We start from the raw sequence: 17,397 nt of genomic DNA on the forward strand, positions 1-17,397 counted from the left end.
CGGAAGGAAGGAATCTACTTTCGGAACATCGCCGCCGAGCGGGCTTTATCCGACCCCGGCAGGAACGGTGGAATTGAGAATTACCCTAACTTCACCGCGGGTCGGCGACAACGGCGTTCGAACCCGGGAAACCGGGCAGCACAAAAGCGCTCTCCCCTTCGACAGGAAAAGGGGAGAGCGCTTTTGGGGAATCATTTTCGGCACCAGGAGCAATTGGTCCGAACGGAATTCGAGGAGACCTGTCCGCGGCGCCGCACCGCCGGCTATCCGGCGGCCACGGGCTCCCCGCGTCCGGCGGAAACGAACACCTCCGCCAGACCGGCGACGGTGGGGTTCTCGTACAGCTGGTTGGCCGTCAGCGAGACACCCAGCTCCTCTCCGACCCGCGCCAGCAGCCGGGTGGCGCGCAGTGAGTTGCCGCCCAGGTCGAAGAAGGAGTCCTCGCGTCCGACGGAGCTTCGGTTGAGGACATCGCCCCAGATCGCGGCGATCCTGCGCTCCAGTTCGGTGGCGGGCGCCTGGTAGGCACGGCGGCTGCCGGGCCTCTCGGGCACCGCGTCCAGCAGCAGTTGCGTGGTGTCCACGGCGCCCGAGGCGTCCACGGGGATGCGGGGGACCTCCACCAGGCGCACCGGTACGGGGATGTCGCGCAGGACCGGTTCGAGGGCCGCGTGCACGGTCTCGGCGTCGACTCCCTGCGCCGTGTAGGCCACCAGGACCTCCCGGGCGCTCAGTTCGTCGGTGGCGAGCTCGGCCAGGATCGCCGGATTCTCCAGGTCCAGTCCGATCAGCAGGTAGTGGTGCGGCATGGCCGCGGCCGAGAGGAACGCCCGCAGCCCGTCGTCCGGGTCGATGGCACGGAATCCGCGCTGCCGTGCGGGGGCCGTGGACTGCCCGCGGTTCATGCCGACGTCCTTCCACATGCTCCAGGCCAGGCACCGGACGTCGCGGCCGCGCTCGTGGCGCCAGTGGTCGGCGAAGCCCACCAGGAAGGTGTTGGCGGCGGAGTAGGCGCCGAAGGAGCGTCCGCCGAACTCCCCGTTGACCGAACCGAAGAGCACGAGAGCTGCCTTGGGCCGGCTCTCCAGGACCGAGGCGACCGCCAGTGTGCCGGCGACCTTGGCTCCGTACTGGGTGGTGAAGCTCTCCCGGGAGGCCCTCGCCAGCGTGTGCTGCTCCAGGTCCGTCCACTGCCCCGAGACGTCGGCCGCCGCCAGGTGCAGCGCGCCGTCGAGTGTGCGGTTCCACCGGGATTCCGCCGCGGAGACCGCCTCGGCGAGCGCGGTGGCGTCGGCGATGTCCGCCTGGACGTACATCACCTCGCCCAGGGCGGACAGTTCGGCCAGGGCGTCGGCCTTCGCGCCGGTGGCCGCGGAGCGTCCCACGAGCAGCAGCCTGGTTCCGTAGGCCGCAAGGAGGTAGCCGGCGATGTCGTGGGCGATGGCGCCGAGCCCGCCGGTGACCAGGTACAGGCCGCCGGACACGATCGCGGGGGCGCTGTCCGTCTCGGCTGCGGGTACCGGGCGCAGGCGCGGCTGCCAGCGCAGGCCCTCCCGGGCGGCGACCACGCCGGCGTGGGAGCGGTCGGCCAGCTCGGCGGTGACGGCGGCCGCCCACTTCCCCCGGTCGGCCGGCAGGTCGAGCTGGCGCACCGTGATCCGGGACAGCTCGCTGACGGCGGTGCGCACCAGGCCGGGGAGTGCGCAGACACCGAGGTCGACCCTGTCCCACGGGCGTACGTGCACCGCGCCGGTGGTGAGCAGGAGCAGCAACGGGCGGGGCGTCTCCTGCCAGTCCGCGCGGTCCAGGGCCGCGGCCAGTGCGGTCACCCGGGAAGTGACCTCCAGGAGCCGGGCGGTGGGGTCGGTCCGTCCTCCCCCGGCCGGGAATCCGGTGACCACGACCGTGGAGATGTGACCGTGCCGGGCGGTGACCTCGTCCAGCACCCGGCTGATCTGGTCGCTGTCGCCCGGTGTGACGCGGAAGGCGACGGGGCTCTCCTGGGCGAATCCGTCTCCCTCGCGGACGACGACCGTGCGGCCGCGGTCGAGCCCCAGCAGCGGGAGGTCGCCGGGCTCGGCGAAGACCAGCTGGACGCCGTCGGCGGCGGACCTGTCGGAGGCCTCCTCCAGGCGTGACCACTGCCGGCGGAAGAAGGTGGTGTCCGGCTCCTCGGTGTCCTCCTCCTGGCCGATCCGGTCGGCGAACCGGCCGGCGCGCAGGTCGGCGACGAGCGCGCTGCGCTGGATCTTGCCGCTGGCGGTCTTGGGGAACTCGGCCACGGTGACGGGGACGATGAGGTCGGGTGCCAGGCCCACTTCGCGGCCCAGTCTGGCCCGTACGTCCTGAAGGGTGCGGGTGAGGGAACCGGTGTCCCAGCGAGTGGGGACGAAGAAGACGACGAGCCGGTCCGACCCCTCCCCCGGCTCGCGCATACCCGCCGCAGCCGAGTACGTGACGCGCACGCCCTCGGCCTCCTCGATCACGCTCTCCAGCTCGTGGGCCACGTAGTTCGCGCCGCGGACCACGATCTGGTCCTTCTTGCGCCCGGCGATCACGAGCTGGCCGTCGTGGACGAAGGCCAGGTCACCGGTGCGGAACCAGCCGTCGGAGTCGAAGGCGGCCCGGTTGGCCTCGGCGTTGCCGTGGTAGCCGCGCATCATCGTCACGCCGCGGATCTGCAGTTCGCCGATGCGGTCCTGGGGGAGGACCGCTCCGGCGGCGTCGACGACCCGGACGGTCACCCCGGGCAGGGGCGCTCCGACCGTGGAGAAGGCCACCGCGTCCTGGCCGCCGCGCTCGCTCCCGCCGGGAAAGACGAGGTCCCCGTCGAAGGAGGAGGGGGCGACGACGACCGTGCCGGCGGTGCGGTCCTCCCTGCTCTGCCGGGAGTACGTGACCCCGGAGCAGGTCTCCGACATGCCCCAGGCGGGAGCCATGGCGTCGGCGCGCAGGCCGTGCGGCTTGAGCAGTTCCAGGAAGCGGTGGCTGTTCGCCGCGATCACGGGCTCGCCGCCGTTGGCGAATTCACGGACGCGTGAGAGGTCCCACCGCCCCCGCGCGATCTCGTCGGCGTACTCGTTGAACAGGTTGAAGGCGAAGTTGGGCGCCCAGGTGTTGGTGGCGCCGTAGCGTTCGAGGAGGTCCAGCCACATCAGCGGGTTGCCGAGGAAGTCCTCGATCTTCCCGTTGACGTGGAGGCTGCGCAGGAACACGTCGCGAATGTTGTAGAAGACCATCGTCACGTGGTCCAGCGGCATCCAGATGACGCTGACGTCGTCGCTGGTGTACCCGCGGCCCTGGATGACCGACCAGCTGCGGGCGGTGACGGAGGCGTTGGTGTGCTGGACGCACTTGGGCACGCCGGTACTGCCCGAGGTGAGCAGGTTGATCACGGGGGTGTGAGGCCCGCCGGCATGCCAGTGCGAGTCGGGTGCGTGCCTGGCCAGTGACTCGACTTCGAGGACCCGCACCGTCGACTCGTTCCAGAGCGTGCGCACCTCCCGCAGGTCGTGCGCCGTGGCGGCGTCGGTGAGGACGACCGGCCTGTCCAGCAGGTCCCATGCGTTGCGGAGCTTGCGGTTGGCCTCGTTGTGCGCGGTGTAGGTCGTGGCCACGGCCACCGGGGTGGGCACGAATCCGCCGAGCACGCACGCCCAGAACGCGGTCATGTACCCGCGGTGGTCGTCGAACTGGAACAGCGCCGCGTCGCCCGGCTCCAGCCCGGCGGCCCGCAGGCCCGCCAGGACGCGCTCGGCTTCCGCCAGCAGGTCCGCGTAGCTCTGGAACTGCGGTTCACGGCCGGTGCGGACGTACACGGTTCCCTTGTCGGGCGCATGCTCAGCGGCTTGGCGCAGTGCCTCCTGCAGGGTGTTCGCGCCGCCTTCGGGAATCCGCAGGCTGCCGCCGTACAGCTGGGAGGCGGGCTGCGCGGAGCGGGGCGGCGGGGAGGCCGGAGCCACGCGGGCCGTGGGGGCGGCCGGGTCGGGCTCGGGGGTCACGGTCCGCGCGCCCTGGCGGACCACGGCGACGGACTCCTGGACGCCGGGCACCGCCCGTACCGCGGCGGCTATCCCCGCGACGAGGGATGGTTCCAGGCCTTCGGAGGTGCTCATGAGACGCTCCCTGCTCTGTCGGATTCCAGCAGCACCTGGCTGATGTCCTGGATCAGCTCGGCCGGGTCGTGGAGGAAGTAGAAGTGGCCGCCCGGGTAGAGGCGGAGGCTGAACTCGCCGTCGGTCTGGTCACGCCAGCCGTCGAGGGTGTCGAGGGGAGCCCGCGGGTCGGATTCGCCGCTGATGACGGTGATGGGGGCCTTCAGGCGCGGCCCGGGAGCGATCCGGTGGTGCTCCCACAGGTCGAAGTCGGCCCGCAGCGTCGGCAGGAGCGCGTCCATGACGTCCTCGTCCTCGGCGATCTCGGGCTCGATTCCGCCGAGCCGGACGACTTCGGCGGCGAGGTCGTCGTCGGAGAGGCCGTGGAGTTGCGTGACCCGGCCGGCGGTGCCCGGGGCCGACTGGGCGGAGAGGAACAGGCCGCTGGGCTGGGGGCCGCCCTTCGCCTGCAGGGCTCTGGCCAGTTCGAAGGCGAGCACGGCGCCGCCGGAGTGGCCGAAGAAGGAGAACCGCCCGTCCATGACGGGGCGCAGCGCCTGGGTCAGCACCTTGACCAGGGGACCGACCTCGGTGACCGGGGCTTCCGCGATGCGGTTCTGCCGGCCGGGCAGCTGGACGGCGGCGAGTTCGATCTCCGGCGGAAGCAGTGCGGCCCAGTCGGCGTAGGCCCCGGCACCGGCACCGGCGTGCGGGAAGCAGATGAGGCGGTGGCGGTGGCCGCCCTGCCTGGCACGCCAGATGTAGGGGCTCTCGGCGATGAGTTCAGGGTTCCCTGTCATGCCTCACACCTCGCCACGGCTGAGAGTCCGGCCTGCACCGGGAACATCAGGTCCCGTGTACGCCGCGAATATGTCCGCACGGCTCCTCCAAGAAATATGTGCTGCGGTGAGTAAGACTTCTGCGCCGTCCAAGCTCTGCACGGAATTCACTGGGGCATTCGTCGGAATTGAATGGACCAGCTGGTGAAACGTTTTCGGCAGAGACCGACGATGCTCGTCATTTCGCCGGGCCGGCCGGGGTGCCGTGGTGGCGCATGCTGCTGAACGCTTCCTTGCGTTCCGGTTCTCTTTCCCTGACTGGCTTTCACCTTGGTCTCCGATGGGGGCACGGGCTCCGGGGTGAGCACGCCGCCCCGGATGCGGAGGGCTGGGCGGTTTCATGGGCACCGCATCTCGAGTTCGTGGGCCAGGCGCAGCCAGTGGTCGGCGCACCGGCGGGCCGCCTGGGCCAGCATTCCGGCGCGGTGTCCGGGGACGTTCTGGGCCAGGCGGCTCCACTTCGCGTCGTCGCCGATGGCGTGCAGGCTCAGCAGGTGCAGGAGGGTCCGTCCGGACTCGGTGCGCAGCGACGGGTCCTTGCCCATGTTCGGCAGCATCAGGCTGATGGCGGCGGCAGATGTCCGGGTGCCGGCGCGAAGGCCCGCCGACCGGGAGACGGAGGCCGCGGCCGCGGAGGGAGCCTTGCGGGGTCGGGGCGCCACGGGATCCTGGCCGAGGCGGATGCGGTCGCGGACGTCCTTGGCGGTGGCGGTGGCGATACCGGCGCGCTGCGCGACTTCCCGCAGCGAGGCGTCGGGGTGGGCCGCGATGATCTGGCTGGCCCGCAGCCTTCCCTCGGTCGCGTGCAGCGGCCTGACGCGCCCGTCGCGGCCCATTCTGGTGTTCGACTGTTCGCCTTGGGTGGTTGAACGGCGGCGGATGGCCGCGATGGTGCTGGCGGCGAGGCCCGTGTTGGCCGCGATGCGCCGGTCGGACCACTGCGGCCGGGCCGCGACGATCCGGGTGGCCGCGGCCGTACGGTCGGCGAGGGTGAGAGGGAGGCCGTGCGCGACGTTGAGTCTGACCGCGAGGGCGAAGGCGTCTTCCGGCTCGCCGTCGAAGAACTCCACCTCGACTTCCTTCTTGCCGCGCAGTTCGGCGCCGCGCAGGCGGTGCATGCCGTCGATGACGCGCATCGTGGGCCGGTGCACGAGGATCGGTGGCAGCGGGGCGTCCAGGTCGGCCAGGAGCCGGACGTGGTCGTCGTCCTCGCCGTTGGCCCGCGGGGAGTCGGAGGGCAGCAGTGCGGTGATGGCCACCGTGGACCGCTGCCCACCCGGCCGGTCCGCCGGCGCGATGACGCTCGCTGGGGTCCGCGGGCTCTCCGGGAGGACCGATAGTGGAGTGCTCATCGGTACGCCTCCCACCGCGTGGCCGTGCCGCCGTTCGCGATGTGCTGCCGCGGCGCGTCCGGCCCTCGGGTGACGGGCCGGATGCCGATGGCTCCGGCGCGGTTGTCCGAGACCTTCATGACGTGGTGGTTCCTCCCCGGTGGCCGCCCGGATCCCCGTAAGTACCAGGCGTGTTCGGTGTGTCGGGCGGCGGACCGAGCCACGGGGCCGCCCCGCGTACCGCGTGGGCACGACGGTCGGGACGCTGCACTCGTGGGGACCTCTTCGCCGGTTGCGGGAGAGCGGCGTGCGGCACCGGTACACCCGTACGGGCGGTGGTGAGGACCGTGCGGCCGTGTGGACGTTTCCCTCAGGGCCGGTCCGTTCATCGCGTGCGACTTGACGCGCAGCTTCAGCAGGTGCACCGCGGCTCCCCCTCGATGGTCACGACAACCTCGACTCGAAAAAAAATACCAGTGTGCGGGTTTTTTATCGACCCCTCGGCGCGGATTCTTTGGGAGGTCCGTCTGCGGGGAGGGGGAACGCGCTGCTCCCGCAGCTGCGCCTCGGGGGAATTCGACGCAGCTGCGGGAGTGCCTCCCCGGCCGGAGCGAACAGGTGAAATGCCTGTTCAGAAGGGTCGCCTGACGGGGCGTAAGCCGTGTTCACGCCGCCGTGTTCGAGGGGCGGAGCTTGACAGAGCCAACCAGTCACCGACCGTCCCCGACCGGGGACTGACGTCAGGAAACCATACTCAAGTCCCGGTTTTCAAGCCCCGGAGCGGCCTCCCGCACTCACTCCCCCGCACCCCGTCCTCTCGCCGGCGCTTCGGCCACCGCACGCCAACACCGCGCCTACCTAGGCATTTCAAGCCGTACAAGGAACTCCTGGGGCGCCTACAATGAAAAAACCGCTATGCTGGTTTTATAAGCTCACGGTGCAGCCCGCTTACTCAAGGAGCACCCATGACCCAACAGGAACGTGCCGTTCGCACACGCCACGCCCTCATCTGCTCGGCGGCTGAGGAGTTCGAGCGGCACGGATACATTCAGGCGAAGCTGTCCGACATCAGTGCCAGTGCGGGCGTGAGCCCCGGTGCCCTGCACTTCCACTTCGAGAACAAGGCCGCCGTGGCCGCCACCGTCGAAGCGTCGGCCGGCGTGAGTCTGCGCCGTGAGGCATGGCTTGCCCAGCGGCCCGGCATGAACGCGCTGCAGCGTCTGACGAACACCTCGCACGCCCTGGCGGAGCGACTGCGCCGGGATGTCGTGGCACGCGCCGGGTTCAAGCTCAGCTACGAGGCCCCTCACGACTCCGGGCCCACCCTCCATCAGGAGTGGCAGGTATGCGTGCGCCAGCTGCTGGCGGAGGCGTCCGACGAGGCTCTCCTGATCGACGGCATCGAATACTCCGCGGCGGCCGACGGCATCGTCGCGGCCACCACGGGCTTCGAGATGCTCGGGCGGGACGACCCCGCGTGGTTCTCCGCCGCGACACTCACCGCGTACTGGCGGCTCATCCTCCGGTCCGTGGCACGCCCCGAGATCCTGCGCGCACTGGAACCCGGTGGCTCGCCGACGCGCGTCGAAGGGCACCGCTCACCCATCGGGTACGTCGCGCACGACTCGTCCTGATCCGGCCGGCCCGGGAGCCGGGAAGAAGCCTCGGTCCGCTGCGGCCGGGGTGCCGGACGGCATGAGGCGGCCCGCGACGCCGCCCGCCTCAAGTACGGGAAGCAGCAGGCCCCAGAGGTGCGTCACGGTGTCCGCGCGGGGGACGGGCGGACTCTGCGTCAGGACGCCCAGGCCGAGCGTCGTGGCCACCAGGGCGGCCGCAACGGCATCCGCGGGAGCATCCTGCCTCAGCGCACCCTCCCCGCGGGCACGCTCAAGGGTCTCCCGCACCCAGGATGCCCAGAGACGACGGGAACCGGCCGACGCACCGGACTCGTGGAGGCTTCGCGCGGCATCGAAGCCGACCCGCAGGAGCACGTCCTCCCCGAGACCTCGGACCAGGTCGTGCGTCGTGTCGATCAGGAGCTGCAGAGAGCCGCCGGGAAACCGGCCCTCGTACCGGCCGGTGAGCCGGGTGAGCCGCTGCTCGGCCGCCTCGGCGACCGCATGCGCCAGCATTGCCTTGCTGGCGAAGTGGAAGTGGAGGGCGCCGTTGCTCACTCCCGCGCGGGAGCTGATCATGGCCAGGGACGCGAGCGAGAAGCCCTCCCTGTCGAAGATCTCGGCGGCCGACTCGACCAGTGCCTCACGCGTGCGCAGCGCGCGGTCTTGCTGAGCCATCCGGGCCCTCCGTTGCTGCGGATGCGGGGCGTGCGGCCATCGAGCCGAAGCCGGGCTCCATAGGACTCGATCCGAGCAGATTAACAAACCGCGAGCACGGTTTTCCGGTCCTCCTCGCAGCCTCTCCGCGCACCGGGCGGCAGGTGCTAATTGTCCGTTAAGACTCCTGACAATCACCGCACGGCCGCGGTACTCCGGTAAATTCCGTGCCGCTGTCGCGCCGCTGACCGGAGCGGCAGTGCCCGCCCCGCGGCGCATATCCGAGACAGCAGGTCTCGGACGAGGAGCCCCGGATGGTGCGCCCGATACGTACGCAAGTGGTCGTAGTCGGGGGAGGACCAGTCGGCATGTTACTCGCCGCCGAACTGGTCAGGTACGGCGTGGACGCACTCGTCCTGGAACGGGAAGCCTCCACATCGAAGAGGCCCAAGGCCACCACGCTGCATGCCCGCACGGTCCAGACACTGGCCCGCCGGGGGTACCTGCCGGCCCCGGAACCGTCCCGGCCGTCGGGCACGGTCAGCAGCCCGTTCCACTTCGCCGGCATCCCGGGGCTGCGCATCACCGCGCCCGCCGCCGAACCCGAACCGGTCCTCAAACGGACACAGGCCGATATCGAGCGGCTCTTCGAGAGCCGCGCCCGCGCCGCCGGGGCGCGCGTGCTGCGTGAGCACCGCATGGTCGGGATCCGCCAACTGCCGGACCGGGTAGCCGTGCTGGCCGAAGGGCCGCGAGGACCCGTGGACTACGAAGCGGACTACGTGGTCGGCGCCGACGGCGCGCGGGGGACCGTACGCGAACAGGCGGGCATCCTCTCCGACACGTACGACGCCTCGGTCTCGGCCATGATGGGCCTCGTGCGCCTGGACGACCCCCACGCCCTGAGCGCCGGATGGCACCGCACGGCGAACGGCTGGGTCGTCGTCGGAGAAGCCGCCGACGGCGAGACGCACATCCGTACCGCCAACTTCACGCAGCCCGGCGCCGACCGCGGCCGTCCTCTGTCGCTGGAGGAACTGCGCAGGGAGACCTCGCACATCATGGGCCGGGACATCGCCATGAGTTCACCCCGCTGGCTCAGCCGGTTCAGCGATTACGCGCGCCTGGCCCGTGCCTACCGGGAAAAACGCGTGCTGCTGGCGGGAGACGCCGCGCATCTTCACTTCCCCATCGGGGGGCAGGGCTTGAGCACCGGGCTCCTCGACTCCCTGAATCTGGCCTGGAAGCTGGCGGCCACCGTGCGGGGATCGGCGAGCGAGAGCCTGCTGGACTCCTACGAGACCGAGCGCCGGCCCGCCGCAGAGCGCGTCATCGCCAACGTCCGCGCGCAGGTGTCCCTGATGAACCCGGAGGTCCGGCTCGATTCGCTGCGGAGCCTGATCAGCGGGCTGCTCGTCGACGACCGGGGCGGGTCCCATCTCGCCGGGATGATCAGCGCCCAGGACACCGTGCTTCCGGCGCGCTCCCCCGCCCCTTCGCCGTGGGAGGGGAAGTTCCTGCAGAACATCGCCCTGACCACGGAGTCGGGACCGGCCGACGTGATCAGCCTGCTGCAGGAGGGCCGGATGCTGCTGCTCCTGTTCGGCACGGACGCGGCCGGACAGCACGAGAAGGCCGCGCGGCGCTGGGGCTGCTCCCTGCGGGTCGTACGTGCCGAACCGGTGGCAGTGGTGCCTTGCGAAGCCCTGCTCGTGCGCCCCGACGGCTATATCGCCTGGGCCTCCGACGGCGGAGGCCTGGACGAGACCCTGGCCGCGTACCTGGCCGTGGAAGGTGACGTCCGCTCCGCGGGGTGACCGGTCCGGCCCGGAGCGGGACCGGTCGAGGCGAGGCCCGTCGTCAGCTCGCGGTGGTGGCCACCGGTTGCCGCTCTTCCAGCGACTGGGTGCCACCGGCCTCCCGGTAGACCGCAGCGCCACGGCCTTCGGACATGTCCACGGTCGCGAGCACGGAGGACAGCACGACGTTGGGCAGGATGTGGCGCAGCAGTCGCGACACCCGCTGGTCCAGGTCCTGGTATCCGCTGATGATCTGCGACATGGCCTGGACACCGGCGAAGGAGCCCACCAGCACGTCGGCCGTCTCGGACGGGACCACGTGGGGCAGCAGCTCCCCCTGCGCCTCCTCCAGAAGCCTTCCGACGACCTCGGCCCAGCGCAGGAAGGGTCCGCTGCGGTCGAGTTCGGTCGCCTGCTGGTCCAACGACAGGCGCACCCCGGCCCTGACCATGGGGTCGGTCTGCAGACGGTACGCGTGGAGGGCGACGGTATCGACGATCTCCTGGACCTTGCACTTGCGGGTGGGGACCACCAACCGCTGGTCCTGCTCCGCCAGTACACCCTCGGCCAGGTGGTCCTTGGACTGGAAGTGGAAGTACAGGGCCCCCTTCGTCACGCTGGCGGTGGCGAGGATCTCAGTGATGGTGGCGGCCTGGTATCCACGTTCCTCGAACACCTTCGCGGCTGCCGTCAGGATGGTCTGGCGGGTACGAACCGCCCGGTCCTGCTTGACCACTGTCTCCCTCCCTTCCCGATGTCGCTGGGTCCCGTGAACCCCTACCTGAAAAAAACCGTCAAGTATGTATCTTACAGGCTGACGGCATGTCCTGTCAGTGGGGAGCCCCTTTCGGAGAATTTAGTGGACCGCGTCGCCTGTTCCCGCGCGGGCCCGAAAGCACCCGCGTGTTCCTGCGCCCAGGAGCGGAACGATCTCGGCTCACCGCCCGTCACCGCCCGGACCGTGTCCAGCACTTGCGCCTTGCTACCGGCCTTCTGGCGCAGCGCGCTGTCCAGCAGGGCGTCCGCCATCGAACCGGAATGGCGCCGCAGCAGCGCCGCACGCGCCTGGGGCGGTTCCATCTCCTCGAACCGCAGCCGGCGGCCGAGCACCTCCGCGAGCTGCTCCACCTGTTCCACGGCGCTGAGCGGCTGCGGCCCGGTCAGGGTGTAGGCCCGCCCGGCGTGGCCGTCCTCGGTGAGGGCGAGGACGGCCACGTCGGCGATGTCCCTCGGGTGCACACAGGCGTTGGGGGCGTGTCCGTACAGCCCGCGGACCAGGCTCTCGGTGCGAACGGAGGAGGCCCATGACAGGACGTTGGACATGAACGCGCGGGGGCGCAGCAGGGTCCATTCGAGCCCCGAGGAGGTCAGCGCCGCTTCGCAGTCGCGCTGCCACCTGGTGATGAGGTCTTGGGCACGGACGTCGACGACGGCGGCCGCCGACAGCTTCGTCACCCGCCTGACCCCGGCCCGGCGCGCGGCGCGCAGGAACACGACGTCGTCGTCCCCTCCCACCCGGCTGGTCACCAGCAGAGCACGGTGCACACCCCTGAGTGCCTTCCCCAGACTGGCCGGGTCGCGGTAGTCGGCCCGTACCACCTCCACGCCCTTGCGCGGAACGGCTACCCGGGACGGATCCCTGGCCAGGACGCGGACCGCGCAGTCGGCAGGCAGCCGCTCCAGCGCCAGGCGCCCCACTGTTCCCGTTGCTCCCGTCACAAGAATCATCTGTCCCCCTGGATACGAGTTGCCTCTGAAGGGTGCAGGGCGCTGCGTCAGACGTGGACGCCGCGGGCGGTGACGGTGGCGTCGAAGAGGGGCTGGCCGTCCTGCCGGCCGGACACGAGGACCAGGCTCTGCCCCGGACCCGCGGGGAGCTCGTGCGCCTCGATCGTGCAAGGGCTGTCGAGCTCGGCGTACCGCTGGAACCGAGCGGTGACCCGGGTCGGCAGTAAGCCGTAGGTGTCCGGCGACGTGCGGCTGAGTACGGCGATGGTGGCCTGCCGGGCGGCTTCCACGAGGACCATGCCGGGGATGTGGTCCACCGGGTGGTCGAACAGGATCGGGTGGCGCGTGTCCACTCTCAGCTGCCAGGTTCCGGCTTCTCCCAGCGGCGAGAGCACCACGTCGGTGGGCGACATCCGTCCGACACTCTGCGGGGAGACCGGGGCGCAGAGCCGCAGCGCAGGGCGACCGCCGGACAGCCGGCTGCCGCGGACGCGCCGGTAGACATCGGGGCTGACGCAGGTGTAGGCGGCGGTGCCCGTGGCCACGACGTGCCCGTCGCGACGGATGACCACCTCGTAGCGGGCGCCGGCGTGGCCTTGGCGCCGCTGCTTCACCTCCGTGTAGGTGACCTCGATGTCCAGCGCGGCGGGAACGCCCTCCAGCCCCAGGTGCTGGGGCTGCACGGCCACTTCGAGGTCGTGCATCAGGAACTGGTGACCGGCCGGCACGTCGAACTCCGCGTGAGCCAATAGCGAACCGACTTGGCGGATTGTTTCCGCCACCATCATCGGGTCGTAGTGCGTGCCGTTGACCGGGGTGAAGAAGCTGTGGCCCCGGGGCCACTGGGCCGTGACCGCGAAGCGCGTGTCCTCGTGCCGCTCCCATCCGGTGAGCAGCACCTCCGCGACAGCGGCTCGGTGCACCAGCTCCTTGGGTACCGTGGAAGTGAGTGGACCATAGCCGGACAGGGCGGGCGAACCGTTCACGCCGCCCGACGACGGCCGGTGGGTCGGGATCGCGTACCGGAACATGTCTACCGTTGACATCTATCCCCCAGAGTCGCGGTTTGGTGAGCGGTCGGACGCTTCGCATCGCCGCCGGAACCAAAGATACGTACCCCCCGGTTTTATCTCTAGCCCGCTTCGGCCAAAGCATGGGACGAGATGTGGAGGTGCATCCTCCGCAAGGGCGGGAAGCGAACCGCCGGCAGCCGAAGGCGCTTTCGGCGACCACCCCGGCGCCCGCACCTGCCGGCCGGCCCGTGCGGGACGGCGCCCTCGTACGAACCGATCTCCCAGGTCCGGCGGTGTCCGAGACCCCGGAGGGCGTACCGCGGAGGCTTCCCCACGCCTCCCGCCGCGGCACCGGGGGTGCCGCGGAAAGCCCGGCGCCACCCGGCCGAAACGGCACGTCCGGCGGGCGGTTTCGGCGTCATCACCTGCGCCGACACACTCCCTCCCACCGGCCCCTTGACGCGTTCCTAACGCGGCGGCCCCCGTCCCTCCCTCGACAGAAAACCGGGCCACCGTTATTTTCTAGTTGCGCAACTGCAAACCAAGGTGCGGATGCTGGACCGAGCGGCCGCACGTGGCCGCAGCACCCCCTGCCGGGAGAGGCCGGGCGGGGCCGCGCCACTGAGCAGTACACCAAGCACGCCCCGGGGGGATGGCATGCTCGCTACCAGGTATCTCGTTGCGTCACCAGGCGGCACCGGCTGCCTGAAGCGGTGTCAGGGGCCGGGTGCCGGACACCGCTCCCGCCCCGGAACCTGGCCGCTCCCTGACGGAACGTACGCATCCGACGTCACCGCGGCTCCACGGCACGCGGGCATCCGACGTCGCGTCGGCGCCTGCCGCCCAGCCACCTCTCGCACCGGACCCACGGATCTCCGAGCACTACGGAGCCCATGTCCCTCTGCTGTCCGAGGCGCACCCGCCCCCGGCGCATGCGGCCACCACCGCCAAAACCGTGTGGTGGAGACAATTCCCGCACTGGGTCGCTTCGGTCGCTGAGAGGACCATTCCATGCCCACTGACCTGGGGTTACCGAGCAGCGACCCGATAGACCGAGCAGTCACCGACACGGCTTTCGCCCGGCCTTCCACTCCCCTGGCCACGGCGTTGTGGTGCGCGGAACGCAACTGGCCCGTCCACCCCCTGGCCCCCGGCCGTAAGACACCGGCGGCGAACTGTGCCGACTGCCAGTCGCGCAGCCACGCACCCGATCAGTGCCCGTGCATCCCCGCCGGTCGGTGGTGCCACGGCTTTCACTGCGCCACCACCGACCGGGCCCGCATCGCCGCCTGGTGGGGCCGGCAGCCGCGGTTCGGCGTGGGAGTGGCCTGCGGACCGGCCGGACTCCTGGTGATCGATGTCGACTCCCACCTCGCACCACCCCCCGAGCACGACCGGCTCCTGCCGGGCATTCACATCCCCCCATCGATTTCCCTGAACGGACTGCGGCACGGCTTCCAGAGCCTGGCCCTGCTCGCCGCTCTGCGCGGGCAGGACGATCCCGCGCAGGACACCACCACGCTGCGCGTCCGCACCCCTTCCGGCGGGCTGCACCTCTGGTACGCGGTCGACAGCAACGACGCCTGGCAGTGCTCGACCGGGTCCGGCACCAGAAGGGCGCTGGCGTGGCAGGTGGACGTCCGGGCGCACGGCGGATACATCATCGCCCCCGGCACCACCACAGCCGCCGGCACCTACACCGCCTGTCTCCCGGCCCGGGCCCCGGCTCCGCTGCCCCGCTGGCTGGCAGCGGAGCTGGTACGTACGGGGCACCGTGCCCCACCACCCGCCGCCCGCACCGCGGCATCCGTACCGGGCCGCGCTCGCGCCGCGGTCATCGCGGCCGGCGGCGGAAGGAACGCTGCCGCCAGAACACTCTCCACCGTCCTGAGCGCGGTGCTGGACTGCGGCGCCGTCACCGAAGGCGCCGGGTTCAGCGACAAACTCAACCGGGCGGCCTTCACCGCCGGCGGACTCGTCGGTGCCGGACGCATGAACCTCACCGATGCCGAGAGCGCACTCCTGGCTGCCGCCGCACAGGCGCGGCCCGGCCAGCACCGCCGGGCCGCGCGGATCATCCACAGCGGCCTGGTCGCCGGCAGCCGGCGGCCCCTCGACCTGGGAGACCGCTCGTGAACGAGACGCCCTTCGCTCCGGAAGGGCTCTTTGATCCGGTCGAGATCGCCCGGCAGATCATGCAGCTCGCCACCCCCGAGGCTCCCTCCGAGAGAGCCTCCCCCGTCCCCGCCGACGAGAACGGGCTGCTCCCCGACACCCTCAGCGACCGCGGCAACGCCAAACTGTTCGTTCAGCTCTACGGGTGCGACTTCCGCCACGTACCGGGGCTCGGCTGGTTCAAGTGGTCGGGCTACCGCTGGACGGTCGACGAGGACGACGCCGTCATCTGGGCCGCGGGCGAAATGGCCGAGGCGTTCGCCGAGAAGGACTCCCGCGCCCGGCACAGCGACAGCGCGCTGCGCCGCCACCGTCGCCGCGCGCTGTCCACCTCGGGGATGAAGGCCATGCTCACGCAGGCCAAGGCCGCACCGGGCATGGTCCTCAACGCCTCACTCCTGGACGCCGACCCCTACGCCCTCTGCACACCCGAGGGCGTCGTCGATCTGACCACCGGCATGCTCTCCGCCCCCGATCCGGAGAAGCACTACCACTCCCGCGCCACGAGCGTCGCGCCGCGCCCGATGGCGACCCCGCGCTGGGAGAACTTCCTCACCGACACGTTCGGCGACGACAGCACCGGCCGTCAGATGATCGACTTCCTGCACGAGCTGCTGGGGTACTCGATCACCGGCGACGTCGGCGCACAGATCATGCCCTTCCTCTACGGGCAGGGAAAGAACGGCAAGTCGGTCCTGTTGGACGTCATGGTGAAGCTCCTGGGCGACTACGCCGACGCGGCCCCACCCGGCTTCCTCATGGCCCGGCCCTTCGAAGGACACCCGACCGATCTGGCCGAGCTCCACGGGCGTCGCATCATCGTCTGCTCCGAGCTGAAGCCCGGGGACCGTTTCGACGAGGCCCGGGTGAAGCTGCTGACCGGTGGCGACCGGATCAAGGCCCGCCGGATGCGGCAGGACTTCTTCTCCTTCACCCCCACCCACAAGCTCTGGCTGCTGGGCAACCACCGCCCCGAAGTCGGCACCGGCGGGTACGCGTTCTGGCGTCGGATGAAGCTGATCCCGTTCGACCGGATCGTCGCCGACGACCGCAAGGTCGACAACCTCGCGGATCTTCTCGTCTCCGAGGAAGGACCCGGCATCCTGCACTGGCTCATCACGGGGGCCCGCCGCTATCTCACCGGTCCGCGCGACCTCACCGGCCCCCAGCAGGTCCGTACCGCCACCACCGCCTATGCCGAGACCGAGGACCACATGGGCAGATTCCTCACGGAACGCTGCTTCCTGGGACCGGAGGTGCGTGCGGAGCAGAGCCGGCTGTACAGCAGCTACAGAGCCTGGTGCCAGCTCGAAGGGGCGTCCCCCGTCTCCTCCCGGGCCTTCGCGGCCCGGGTGCGCGAGACCGTGGGCATCGCCACCCCGAAAGACATGGTCTTTTCGAATCAGCGCAAGTTCTATCCCGGTATCGGGCTCAACGCGGAAGCGGGAGCAAACTCATGAGCGCTCTGATCGATCCCGAGCAGATCGCTCACGAGAGCGACCTGGTCTGGCTGGAGGACGTCAGTTCCCTGAACTACGTACGCCAGAGCCTGGACCGGCTCCCCAACCGGCGCGGGAAGCCGGCGTACCATCGCGGCGGCAGAATGGTCGGTTACGCCCTCCTCGGCCCGACCGCCCACTCCTCGCACACCTCGGGCACCTTCCTGCGTCGCGTGTTCTGGCTCCTCCCCCACGACCGGGACAGTGCCCCCGACGGCCTCTACGCATATGGAGCCCCCTCCGAGGCAGTCGATCCCCGCACCATCGCGCCCCGGATCAAGGGCTACAAGACACAGCGCTCCGAGGGCGGGCCCGAGTCCGCGGCCATGCGGGAGCTCGGCATCACGCTTCCGAAGGTCTGAGACCGGCGCAGCCCGGGGCGGAGCTACGCAGCTACTGAGTCGCTCCACCCCGAGGCCGGAGAAACGCGCAGGTCACAGGGGTCAGCCGAGGGGACAGCGTCTCAAGCGACGCAAGGCCGGGATTATGAGCCCGGCCCTTCGCCTCCGTGCGGAGACCGTGCGCGTCATAGACAGAGGCCTTCGGTCGCTTCGGTCGCTCCTCAAGCTCCTCCGCGGTGCGGGAGCTGCGTCTTTGCCGCCGGACCGGTTCAGCTACCGATTCCGTTCGGTAGCTGAGGACCGGT

At 70.6% G+C, this 17,397-nt stretch carries 13 protein-coding genes; 5 read left to right on the forward strand and 8 right to left on the reverse strand.

Annotation, left to right across the window (positions count from 1 at the left end; genetic code table 11):
• Positions 1 to 263 precede the first annotated feature (263 nt).
• The 4 genes from ACGFZA_RS40625 to ACGFZA_RS40640 all read right to left on the reverse strand — a co-directional run bounded on the left by ACGFZA_RS40625 (position 264) and on the right by ACGFZA_RS40640 (position 6,404).
• Positions 264 to 4,115, reverse strand: a complete 3,852-nt coding sequence (locus ACGFZA_RS40625) for an SDR family NAD(P)-dependent oxidoreductase (RefSeq protein WP_393685979.1) — start codon at positions 4,113 to 4,115, stop codon at positions 264 to 266.
• On the reverse strand, positions 4,112 to 4,894 hold the full coding sequence (locus ACGFZA_RS40630) for a thioesterase II family protein (protein ID WP_385286042.1): 783 nt from the start codon (positions 4,892 to 4,894) through the stop codon (positions 4,112 to 4,114). The genes ACGFZA_RS40625 and ACGFZA_RS40630 overlap by 4 nt, the downstream gene beginning before the upstream one ends.
• 377 nt (positions 4,895 to 5,271) lie before the next feature.
• Entirely contained in the window at positions 5,272 to 6,285 is a 1,014-nt protein-coding gene (locus ACGFZA_RS40635; protein WP_393685981.1) for a ParB/RepB/Spo0J family partition protein, read from the reverse strand.
• Positions 6,282 to 6,404: a hypothetical protein gene (locus tag ACGFZA_RS40640; RefSeq protein ID WP_385286046.1), complete on the reverse strand. Its 123-nt coding sequence runs from the start codon at positions 6,402 to 6,404 to the stop codon at positions 6,282 to 6,284. Before ACGFZA_RS40640 ends, ACGFZA_RS40635 begins: the two co-directional genes overlap by 4 nt.
• An 825-nt stretch (positions 6,405 to 7,229) precedes the next feature.
• On the opposite strand from ACGFZA_RS40640, the gene ACGFZA_RS40645 reads away from it, so the two are divergent.
• Positions 7,230 to 7,898: a ScbR family autoregulator-binding transcription factor gene (locus tag ACGFZA_RS40645; protein ID WP_393685983.1), complete on the forward strand. Its 669-nt coding sequence runs from the start codon at positions 7,230 to 7,232 to the stop codon at positions 7,896 to 7,898.
• Here the strand turns inward: ACGFZA_RS40645 and ACGFZA_RS40650 are convergent.
• Positions 7,863 to 8,558, reverse strand: a complete 696-nt coding sequence (locus ACGFZA_RS40650) for a ScbR family autoregulator-binding transcription factor (RefSeq protein WP_393685985.1) — start codon at positions 8,556 to 8,558, stop codon at positions 7,863 to 7,865. The two genes, ACGFZA_RS40645 and ACGFZA_RS40650, sit on opposite strands and share 36 nt — an antisense overlap.
• 293 nt (positions 8,559 to 8,851) lie before the next feature.
• Between ACGFZA_RS40650 and ACGFZA_RS40655 the strand changes: the two genes are divergently transcribed.
• Complete coding sequence (locus ACGFZA_RS40655; RefSeq protein ID WP_393685987.1) at positions 8,852 to 10,354, forward strand: FAD-dependent monooxygenase; 1,503 nt, start codon at positions 8,852 to 8,854, stop codon at positions 10,352 to 10,354.
• 43 nt (positions 10,355 to 10,397) lie between these two features.
• Here ACGFZA_RS40655 and ACGFZA_RS40660 read toward each other — a convergent pair whose 3' ends face one another.
• The 3 genes from ACGFZA_RS40660 to ACGFZA_RS40670 all read right to left on the reverse strand — a co-directional run bounded on the left by ACGFZA_RS40660 (position 10,398) and on the right by ACGFZA_RS40670 (position 13,110).
• Entirely contained in the window at positions 10,398 to 11,072 is a 675-nt protein-coding gene (locus tag ACGFZA_RS40660) for a ScbR family autoregulator-binding transcription factor (RefSeq protein WP_385286054.1), read from the reverse strand.
• 71 nt (positions 11,073 to 11,143) lie between these two features.
• A complete protein-coding gene (locus tag ACGFZA_RS40665) occupies positions 11,144 to 12,064 on the reverse strand; it encodes an NAD(P)H-binding protein (protein ID WP_393685990.1) in 921 nt (306 codons plus the stop codon).
• 47 nt (positions 12,065 to 12,111) lie between these two features.
• On the reverse strand, positions 12,112 to 13,110 hold the full coding sequence (locus tag ACGFZA_RS40670) for a ScbA/BarX family gamma-butyrolactone biosynthesis protein (RefSeq protein ID WP_393685992.1): 999 nt from the start codon (positions 13,108 to 13,110) through the stop codon (positions 12,112 to 12,114).
• Positions 13,111 to 14,088: 978 nt separating this feature from the next.
• On the opposite strand from ACGFZA_RS40670, the gene ACGFZA_RS40675 reads away from it, so the two are divergent.
• Genes ACGFZA_RS40675 through ACGFZA_RS40685 form a run of 3 tightly spaced genes read left to right on the forward strand, consistent with a single transcriptional unit; the run spans position 14,089 to position 17,113 of the window.
• Entirely contained in the window at positions 14,089 to 15,213 is a 1,125-nt protein-coding gene (locus tag ACGFZA_RS40675) for a bifunctional DNA primase/polymerase (RefSeq protein ID WP_385286061.1), read from the forward strand.
• 59 nt (positions 15,214 to 15,272) lie between these two features.
• A complete protein-coding gene (locus tag ACGFZA_RS40680) occupies positions 15,273 to 16,712 on the forward strand; it encodes a phage/plasmid primase, P4 family (protein ID WP_393686026.1) in 1,440 nt (479 codons plus the stop codon).
• A complete protein-coding gene (locus ACGFZA_RS40685; protein ID WP_385286063.1) occupies positions 16,709 to 17,113 on the forward strand; it encodes a DUF6009 family protein in 405 nt (134 codons plus the stop codon). The genes ACGFZA_RS40680 and ACGFZA_RS40685 overlap by 4 nt, the downstream gene beginning before the upstream one ends.
• Positions 17,114 to 17,397 lie beyond the last annotated feature (284 nt).

It is taken from the genome of Streptomyces sp. NPDC048211 (assembly GCF_043202315.1).
Lineage (GTDB): Bacteria > Actinomycetota > Actinomycetes > Streptomycetales > Streptomycetaceae > Streptomyces.

Bases quoted from the DNA above. Each gene is read 5' to 3' on its own strand.
- ACGFZA_RS40655 (WP_393685987.1), top strand. From the start codon at position 8,852: ATGGTGCGCCCGATACGTACGCAAGTGGTCGTAGTCGGGGGAGGACCA.
- ACGFZA_RS40630 (WP_385286042.1), bottom strand. From the start codon at position 4,894: ATGACAGGGAACCCTGAACTCATCGCCGAGAGCCCCTACATCTGGCGT.
- ACGFZA_RS40645 (WP_393685983.1), top strand. From the start codon at position 7,230: ATGACCCAACAGGAACGTGCCGTTCGCACACGCCACGCCCTCATCTGC.
- ACGFZA_RS40635 (WP_393685981.1), bottom strand. From the start codon at position 6,285: ATGAGCACTCCACTATCGGTCCTCCCGGAGAGCCCGCGGACCCCAGCG.
- ACGFZA_RS40680 (WP_393686026.1), top strand. From the start codon at position 15,273: ATGCAGCTCGCCACCCCCGAGGCTCCCTCCGAGAGAGCCTCCCCCGTC.
- ACGFZA_RS40640 (WP_385286046.1), bottom strand. From the start codon at position 6,404: ATGAAGGTCTCGGACAACCGCGCCGGAGCCATCGGCATCCGGCCCGTC.
- ACGFZA_RS40625 (WP_393685979.1), bottom strand. From the start codon at position 4,115: ATGAGCACCTCCGAAGGCCTGGAACCATCCCTCGTCGCGGGGATAGCC.
- ACGFZA_RS40685 (WP_385286063.1), top strand. From the start codon at position 16,709: ATGAGCGCTCTGATCGATCCCGAGCAGATCGCTCACGAGAGCGACCTG.
- ACGFZA_RS40650 (WP_393685985.1), bottom strand. From the start codon at position 8,558: ATGGCTCAGCAAGACCGCGCGCTGCGCACGCGTGAGGCACTGGTCGAG.
- ACGFZA_RS40670 (WP_393685992.1), bottom strand. From the start codon at position 13,110: ATGTCAACGGTAGACATGTTCCGGTACGCGATCCCGACCCACCGGCCG.
- ACGFZA_RS40675 (WP_385286061.1), top strand. From the start codon at position 14,089: ATGCCCACTGACCTGGGGTTACCGAGCAGCGACCCGATAGACCGAGCA.
- ACGFZA_RS40665 (WP_393685990.1), bottom strand. From the start codon at position 12,064: ATGATTCTTGTGACGGGAGCAACGGGAACAGTGGGGCGCCTGGCGCTG.